This window comes from Streptomyces albipurpureus (assembly GCF_023701525.1).
Lineage (GTDB): Bacteria > Actinomycetota > Actinomycetes > Streptomycetales > Streptomycetaceae > Streptomyces > Streptomyces albipurpureus.
Genome location: NZ_JAMQAW010000010.1, coordinates 500,283 through 507,830 on the forward strand (window position 1 = coordinate 500,283; position 7,548 = coordinate 507,830).

Sequence of the window (7,548 nt, forward strand, 5' to 3'; positions counted from 1 at the left end):
GCACAGCGACACGCGAACCGCGGGAACGGTTCTCCATTCAAGCTTTATGCCCCATTTGGCGCTATTTCTTCACTTTAGATGCCCTATATTCATATATTTCCAATGAGTCATATTTACATCTACTTAGATAGTAGATGTACGGTCGTGGGGCATGGTGCGGTGTCGGATACGACTCGTATCCCCCACTCGTGCGCCAACCGACCGATCACTCAGCACGGTTTCAAGGGGCAAGCGCTATGGCAGATTTCTCCCGCCTTCCCGGACCCAACGCCGATCTGTGGGACTGGCAGCTCCTCGCGGCCTGCCGCGGGGTGGACAGCTCGCTCTTCTTCCATCCCGAAGGAGAGCGGGGCGCCGCACGGAGCGCGCGCGAGAACTCGGCGAAAGAGGTGTGCATGAGATGCCCGGTCCGCGCGGAATGCGCGGCACACGCGCTGGCGGTACGGGAGCCGTACGGCGTCTGGGGCGGGCTCACCGAGGACGAACGCGAAGAGCTGATGGGGCGCGCCCGGCACCGCCTGGTGCCGGCGACAAGCCCTTCCCACGCGACGGGCAGCACCCATGGGACGGCCCACACCCATGAGAACCGCGACACACAGGGGACGAACGAAACGCAGGGAACCAGCGCGACCGGTGCGGCAGCCGGGGCGAGCCGGGGCTGACACCCCCACCCGCCAAGACATCGCAGAAACGTTTCTTCGCCTCTGTCCTGTGTGGTGTACCCAGCTGCCCTGTGTGGTGTACCCATGCGTCGGGCTCCCCCAGGGGGCAGTGGTCCCGGCCTGGGAGCCTCGTGGGATGGGCGCCCACAGGGCTGTGCCCTCCCCTGCGGCAGGCGCGGGCCGAGTGCGCCTGTCCAGGCACTGACCTGCTCGAACAGGCATAGCCCCGGCAGGTGGATCAGGGCGCCACCGACCTATCGGCCTCCAGCTGCGCAGAGGTCCCGCGGACTTCCTCGCGCTCGGGTGACCGGGGTGCCGGCGCGCTCGCTAGCGAGCGGCGGCCAGCGCCAGCCGGTCCAGGGTGGCGGCGACCGCCGGGACACGGGAGAGGTCCGGCAGGGTGAGAGCGACGATCTCCCGCACCACCGGGGGGTCCAGCATGATCGTGCGGGTGCCCTTGGGGCGTACGGATTCCAGCGCGAGCTCCGGCAGCACCGCGACCCCCAGCCCCGCCGCCACCAGGCCGATCACGGCCGGATAGTCATCGGTGGCGAAGTCGATGCGGGGAGTGAAACCGGCCCCTTCGCAGACCTCGACCAACTGACGTCTACAGCGCGGACAGCCCGCGATCCAGGGCTCTTCAGCGAGATCGCCGATGGTGACCGTGCCGGCTTCGGCGAGCCGGTGGCCCTCGGGAACCAGACCGACCAGATGGTCCGTGAGGAGCGGACGGACGACCAGGTCATCCCATTCGGCCGAATCCCCTCCGCTTTCGTCATCCCGCCCGTCGGACGCCCCGCCGTACCGGAAGGCGAGCGCCACATCGCAGTCACCGTCGCGCAGCATCTCCACCGAGCGCGGGGGCTCGGCATCGACCAGTGATACCTGGGTGCCGGGATGGGCGGCGCGCAGTGCGGCCAGCGCGGCGGGGACGAGGGTGGAACTACCGCTGGGAAAGGACACCAGCCGCACCCGGCCGGCCCGAAGCCCGGCGATGGCCGCGATCTCCTCCTCGGCCGCGGTCAGCCCGGCGAGGATGCCGGCCGCATGGCGGACCAGTGCTTCCCCGGCCTGGGTCAGCCGCATCTCACGCCCCGTACGGATGAGCAGCGGGGTTCCGGCCGAGGTCTCCAGCGCCTTCATCTGCTGGCTGACGGCGGGCTGGGTGCAGCCCAGGGTGCGGGCCGCGGCGGAGAAGGAGCCGGTCGTGGCCACCGCGCGCAGCACTCGAAGATGTCGGGCCTCGATCATCCTTTGAATATAAGTGATACTTGGGTGTATCGGCAATTATCCGATGGTTTCTTTGGGATTCAAGCGATTAACGTGTCCTTGTGAAACTGCTGACCGTGAATACGGGCCGTCCCAAGGCCGTGGATTACACCGACAATCCCGGCGGTGCCACCGGAATCGACAAACGTCCGACCGATGGGGCCGTGCTGGTGCGGGACCCGGGTCCGGAGGGAGTCGGCGGTAGCGGTGTCGCCGGGGACGCGGTCTGCGATCTGCGCCATCACGGTGGAAGCGATCAGGCCGTGTATGCGTTTGCCCGCGAGGACCTGGACTTCTGGGAGAGGGAATTGGGGCGCCCCCTCTCCAATGGCTCCTTCGGGGAGAACCTCACCACGGCGGGCGTCGATGTGAACGGCGCGCTGATCGGTGAGCGCTGGCTCATCGGCGAACGGCTGGTGCTGGAGGTGACGAGCGGTCGGGTCCCCTGTCGTACGTTCGCGTCCTGGCTTGGTGCGAACGGTTGGGTCAAGCGCTTCACCCAGCGGGCGGCGCCGGGGGCCTATCTGCGGGTCATCGAGCCCGGGGAGATCCGTGCCGGCGACGCGTTGGAGATCGTGCACCGGCCGGACCATGAGGTCACCGTCGCTCTGGCGTTCCGAGCGGGGACGATCGAGCGCGCCCTGCTGCCCCGGGTGTTGGCGGCGGGCGATGCGCTCCATCCGGTTCTGCGCGGGAAGGCACAGGACTACCTGGCGAGGAACGCGATCACCTCAGGACTGTCCCGCAACCCCTGACGCGCGCGATGGCGGCTGCGGCCCGGGCCCGTACCAGCGGGAAGCGGAACAGCCCGCTCGGGCGCCACCGGGGTGGAGCCGCTGCCGGGTGCGAGGCCTCTCGGGTAGGGGTGGGATCCGCGCCGGTCACGCGTCTTCGAGGCAGGTGGCGGCTGTCTGCGGGGCATTGGCGCATGGGGGAGATCCCTGAGTGGGCGCGGGAGATGGTTCGGGGGCGGCTAGGGGCCACCCCCGATGTTGCCGACGGCCCTGTTTCGCAACGCTCCTGGTATGCCCCGGCTCAAGCGCGTCCTCGTCGTCACCGCATCGGTCAGCGCCGTACTGGCCGTCCTCCTGGGCAGCGGCGCCCTCTGGCTCTACACCAGCGCCGATGTCTCCACCACCGGTGACCGCTTCAGCCGGGAACTCGCGATACCTCCGCTGGCCAAGCCGACCGTGGAAGCCGATGGCACCAAGGTCTTCGATCTGACCATGCAGTCGGGTCAGAAGGAGTTCACAGCCGGGAAGAAGACTCGGACCTGGGGCTTCAACGGCGATCATCTCGGGCCCACCCTCCGTGCCCAGCGCGGTGACAAGGTGAAGGTCAGAATCAGGAACACCCTGGGCGAGGCATCGACCGTCCACTGGCACGGGATGCATCTGCCCGCGAAGATGGACGGCGGGCCCCATCAGATGGTCGCCTCCGGCGCCACCTGGAGCCCGCGGTGGACGGTCGATCAGCCCGCCGCTTCCCTCTGGTACCACCCGCATCCGCACGGCAGGACCGAGAAACATGTACAGCGCGGCCTGGCCGGAATGTTTCTGCTGGACGACGATGCCTCGAATCGGCTGGCACTGCCCAGGGAATACGGGATAAACGACCTCCCGGTCATGGTCCAAGACGTGACATTCGACGGTGCCGAACTCGATTTCGACCGCGGCTTCTTGCGCGACACCGGATTCCTGGGCGAGCGGACCATGGTGAACGGCACTCTCAACCCCTATCGAACCGTCAGCGATGAACTCGTCAGGCTGCGGCTGCTCAATGCCTCCACCGCTCGGATCTATGACTTCGGATTCTCCGACGATCGCTCTTTCACCATGGTCGCCACGGATGGCGGACTGCTGGAGAAGCCACTGCGGCAGGACCGCGTCAAGTTGTCGCCCGGTGAGCGCGCGGAGATTGTCGTACGGATGAAGCCGGGCGAACGCACGGAGCTCCGCAGCTTTCCCCACGGCGGCTACGGAAGCGCCTGGGAAAAGCGGCTCGCGGGCGGCGACGACAGCTTGAGCGTTCTTCAACTGCGGGCGGCGAACACCCTGCGCCCCTCCCCCGCGCTGCCCAGCGAGCTCGCCACCCTGGAGGTACCCGATGGCTCCGACTCGGTGCGGGAGCGGTACTTCGGTCTGACAACCCCTGGGATCAACGGCAGGGAGATGAAGATGGACCGGGTCGATCTGACCGTCACCCGGGGCACGGCCGAGACCTGGGTCGTCCGCAATGAGCACGGCACCCCCCACAACTTCCATGTACACGATGTGCAGTTCCGCGTCCTGGAAGTGAATGGCAAGGAGCCTCCCCCGCAGTTGCGGGGTGCCAAGGACACCGTCTATGTCGCGCCCAACACAACGGTGAAGCTGGCGATGCGCTTCGACGGGCCGGCCGACCCCAACAGCCCCTACATGTATCACTGCCATCTGCTCTACCACGAGGACCTGGGAATGATGGGCCAGTTCGTGGTCGTCGAGAAGGGGCAGAAAGCGGGGACCGTGGGTGCGCGCGACGCCCACGCGGGGCACTAACGTGCGCCTATGACAACTGCACTGATCACGGGAGCCACCGCGGGCATCGGCGCCGCCTTTGCCCGGCGGCTCGCCGCGGATGGACACAATCTGGTACTGGTGGCCCGCGATACCAAACGGTTGCAGGAGCAGGCGACCGAACTCCATGACCGCCATGGCATCGAGGCCGAGGTGCTCACCGCCGACCTGTCGACGGAGGCGGGAATCTCCGCGGTGGAGAAGCGGCTCGGCAATCGAAAGAACCCGGTGGACCTGTTGGTCAACAACGCCGGCTTTGCCAACAAGGGGGGCTTTCTCCAGGTCTCCATGGCCGATGAACTGATGATGTTGAAGGTCCACTGCGAGGCGGTGCTTCGACTCACCGCGGCCGCGGCCGAGCCCATGCGGGAACGCGGCAGGGGCGGGGTGGTCAATGTGGCCTCGGTCGCGGCCTTCGTACCGCGCGGCACCTACGGCGCGTCCAAGGCGTGGGTGGTGCAGTTCACCCAGGGCGCCGCTCGGGACCTGGCCGGATCGGGGGTGCGGCTGATGGCGCTCTGCCCGGGGTTCGTGCGGACCGAGTTCCACCAGCGGGCCGGGATGGGGACGGACAGCATCCCCGGGTGGATGTGGCTGGACGCGGACAAACTGGTGGAGGCAGCGCTGTCGGACCTGGCCCGGGGCAAGACGGTCTCGATCCCCGACCCCCGGTACAAGGCGCTGATGGGACTGGTGAAGCTGGCGCCCCGCGGTGTGCTGGGTGGACTCACCTCCAAGACAGGGCGCAAGTACGGTCCGCAGTAGCGCGGGCGCCGCGCACTCACCTCTCGCACCCTCCCGGTTGGGCCCTCGCACCCTCTCCCCGGGTCATCGCCGGTTTCCCTGGCGGCGGCCGTACCGGGTCAGCGGTCCGTCCCTCGGTTCCCTGCCCTCTCCCTCAGCGCGCCGTCCGCTTTCGGTACGGGTCCGCTCCGTCAGCAGCAGGAAGTTCGCATCCCCATGCACCACACCAGCGACAATCGCCCCGAGGTTCTGCTCGCCATGGGACCGGGGGTGGCCGAGCGGCTCCTCACCGAGCGGCATCTGGAGCGGCTCACCGCCATCGCCCGCACCGAACCGACACTCATCGCCCATGACCTGGCCCGGCCGACGCCCGCGGTTCTGGCCGCGCTCGGCACCGCCGATGTCCTGCTGACCTGTTGGGGAGCTCCCCCGCTCACCGCCTCGGCGCTCGCCCGCGCACCCCGGCTACGGGCGGTCGTCCATGCGGCGGGTTCGGTGAAACACCACATCACCCACGCCTGCTGGGAGCGGGGTATCGCCGTGTCATCCGCGGCGTCCGCCAACGCGCTGCCCGTCGCCGAGTACACCCTCGCCGTGATCCTCCTCGCGGGAAAGGGCGTGCTGCGCGCCGCCCATCGGCTTGGAGAGCTGCGCGCCCCCCACGACTGGGGACGGGAACTCTCCGACGCGGGCAACTACCGCCGTACGGTCGGGATCATCGGCGCTTCGCGGATCGGCCGGCGGGTGATCGAGTTGCTCCGCCCCTTCGATCTGTCCGTACTGCTGCACGACCCCTATGTCACCGAAGCCGAGGCCAGCGCCCTCGGTGCCGCACGGACCGAACTCGATGAGCTGTGCCGCCGCAGTGACATCGTGTCCGTACACGCGCCGGAGTTGGCAGGGACCCATCACATGATCGACGGCCGACGGCTGGCCCTGATGCGGGACGGCGCCACACTGGTCAACACCTCCCGCGGTTCCCTCATCGATGAGCCCGCGCTCCTCGCTGAGCTGATCACGGGCCGGCTGCACGCGGTCCTCGATGTGACCGAGCCCGAGCCACCGCCCGCCGACTCGCCCCTCTACGCCCTGCCGAATGTGCTGCTCACGCCCCATGTGGCGGGTTCACTCGGCAATGAGCTGCACCGGATGGCGGATGCGGCCATCGACGAGTTGGAGCGGTTTAGCCAGGGGCTGCCGTTCTTGGAGCCGGTGCCGATGACGGCGCTCGATCGTTCCGCGTAACGCCCCACCCTGATTCCCGCACGGCACCCGTGGTCAGAAGTGTTCGACAGGGGCTGTCACATTCTTCCCGACAGGTTCGTCATACCGATGGGAACGACCGTAGGAACGGGTTCAGGAGCAGACGCGTGGATGAGAACGATTTTCTGGCGGAGCGCTTCACCGCGGACCGGCCCCGGCTGAAGGCGGTCGCCTATCGGATGCTCGGTTCGTTGAGCGAGGCGGATGACGCCGTGCAGGAGGCCTGGCTGAAGTTACACCGCTCCGAGGCGAGCGAGATCGAGAACCTCAGCGGCTGGTTGACCACCGTGGTGGGGCGGGTCTGCCTCGACATGCTGCGTTCGCGCACCGCACGCCGTGAGGACTCGCTCGAAGTCCGCGTACCCGATCCGGTCGTCCAGGGCGAAGGGGTGCTGGACCCGGAGCAGGAGGTGTTGATGGCCGACTCCGTCGGGCTCGCGCTCCTGGTGGTACTGGAGACACTGGGCCCGGCAGAGCGACTTGCCTTTGTCCTCCACGACATGTTCGGCATGCCCTTCGATGAGCTCTCCCCCATCGTGGGGCGGACCCCGGCGGCCACCCGTCAGCTCGCCAGCCGCGCTCGGCGCCGGGTTCGGGACACCACCGCGGTACCCGATGATCTGCCACGGCAGCGCGAGGTGTTGGACGCCTTCATCGCGGCGTCGCGCGGTGGTGACTTCGAGGCGCTGGTGGCCGTGCTCGACCCCGATGTGGTGCTGCGGGCGGATGTCGGTGGCGCGCCGATGATGGCGTCGAAGGAGGTTCGCGGTGCCCGCCAGGTGGCCGGTCAGGCGATGCTGTTCCGGCAGTACGCGCGGTTCGCCCGGCCGGTACTGGTCAATGGCGGGGTCGGGATCCTCACCGCGCCCGGTGGGCGGCCACTGTCGGTCATGGGCTTCACCGTCGTGGGCGGGAAGGTCGTCGAGATCGACGTCCTCGCCGATCCCGAGCGGCTGAGCAGGCTGGAGCTGGCGTTCCCCGCCGGGTGAGACAGGACCGGTGAGACAAGGCGGGTGAGACAAGACAGCCGGGCCCGGTGCTCCCGCGACGGGAGC

6 protein-coding genes and 1 pseudogene are annotated in these 7,548 nt (G+C 68.2%); 6 read left to right on the forward strand and 1 reads right to left on the reverse strand.

The features are described 5' to 3' along the window. Positions 1 to 236 precede the first annotated feature (236 nt). A pseudogene (locus tag NBG84_RS14180) lies at positions 237 to 566 on the forward strand (WhiB family transcriptional regulator); the annotation flags it as partial. A gap of 423 nt (positions 567 to 989) precedes the next feature. On the opposite strand, the gene NBG84_RS14185 reads toward NBG84_RS14180, so the two are convergent. After that, positions 990 to 1,913, reverse strand: a complete 924-nt coding sequence (locus NBG84_RS14185; protein WP_250919739.1) for a LysR family transcriptional regulator — start codon at positions 1,911 to 1,913, stop codon at positions 990 to 992. An 80-nt stretch (positions 1,914 to 1,993) separates the two neighbouring features. Here NBG84_RS14185 and NBG84_RS14190 point away from each other — a divergent pair, with 80 nt between their 5' ends. From NBG84_RS14190 to NBG84_RS14210, 5 genes are all read left to right on the forward strand, one after another. Then, entirely contained in the window at positions 1,994 to 2,686 is a 693-nt protein-coding gene (locus NBG84_RS14190) for an MOSC domain-containing protein (protein WP_250919740.1), read from the forward strand. Positions 2,687 to 2,956: 270 nt separating this feature from the next. Further along, positions 2,957 to 4,468: a multicopper oxidase family protein gene (locus NBG84_RS14195; RefSeq protein ID WP_250919741.1), complete on the forward strand. Its 1,512-nt coding sequence runs from the start codon at positions 2,957 to 2,959 to the stop codon at positions 4,466 to 4,468. 9 nt (positions 4,469 to 4,477) lie between these two features. Then, on the forward strand, positions 4,478 to 5,251 hold the full coding sequence (locus NBG84_RS14200; RefSeq protein WP_250919742.1) for an SDR family NAD(P)-dependent oxidoreductase: 774 nt from the start codon (positions 4,478 to 4,480) through the stop codon (positions 5,249 to 5,251). A gap of 195 nt (positions 5,252 to 5,446) precedes the next feature. Continuing rightward, a complete protein-coding gene (locus NBG84_RS14205) occupies positions 5,447 to 6,475 on the forward strand; it encodes a hydroxyacid dehydrogenase (RefSeq protein WP_250919743.1) in 1,029 nt (342 codons plus the stop codon). Positions 6,476 to 6,600: 125 nt separating this feature from the next. Then, positions 6,601 to 7,482 carry a sigma-70 family RNA polymerase sigma factor gene (locus NBG84_RS14210; protein WP_250919744.1) on the forward strand — a complete coding sequence of 294 codons (882 nt, stop codon included), beginning with the start codon at positions 6,601 to 6,603 and terminating at the stop codon, positions 7,480 to 7,482. The last annotated feature ends 66 nt before the right edge of the window (positions 7,483 to 7,548 follow it).

Coding starts and splice junctions, on each gene's coding strand:
- NBG84_RS14185 (WP_250919739.1), bottom strand. CDS start 1,913: ATGATCGAGGCCCGACATCTTCGAGTGCTGCGCGCGGTGGCCACGACC.
- NBG84_RS14200 (WP_250919742.1), top strand. CDS start 4,478: ATGACAACTGCACTGATCACGGGAGCCACCGCGGGCATCGGCGCCGCC.
- NBG84_RS14205 (WP_250919743.1), top strand. CDS start 5,447: ATGCACCACACCAGCGACAATCGCCCCGAGGTTCTGCTCGCCATGGGA.
- NBG84_RS14195 (WP_250919741.1), top strand. CDS start 2,957: ATGCCCCGGCTCAAGCGCGTCCTCGTCGTCACCGCATCGGTCAGCGCC.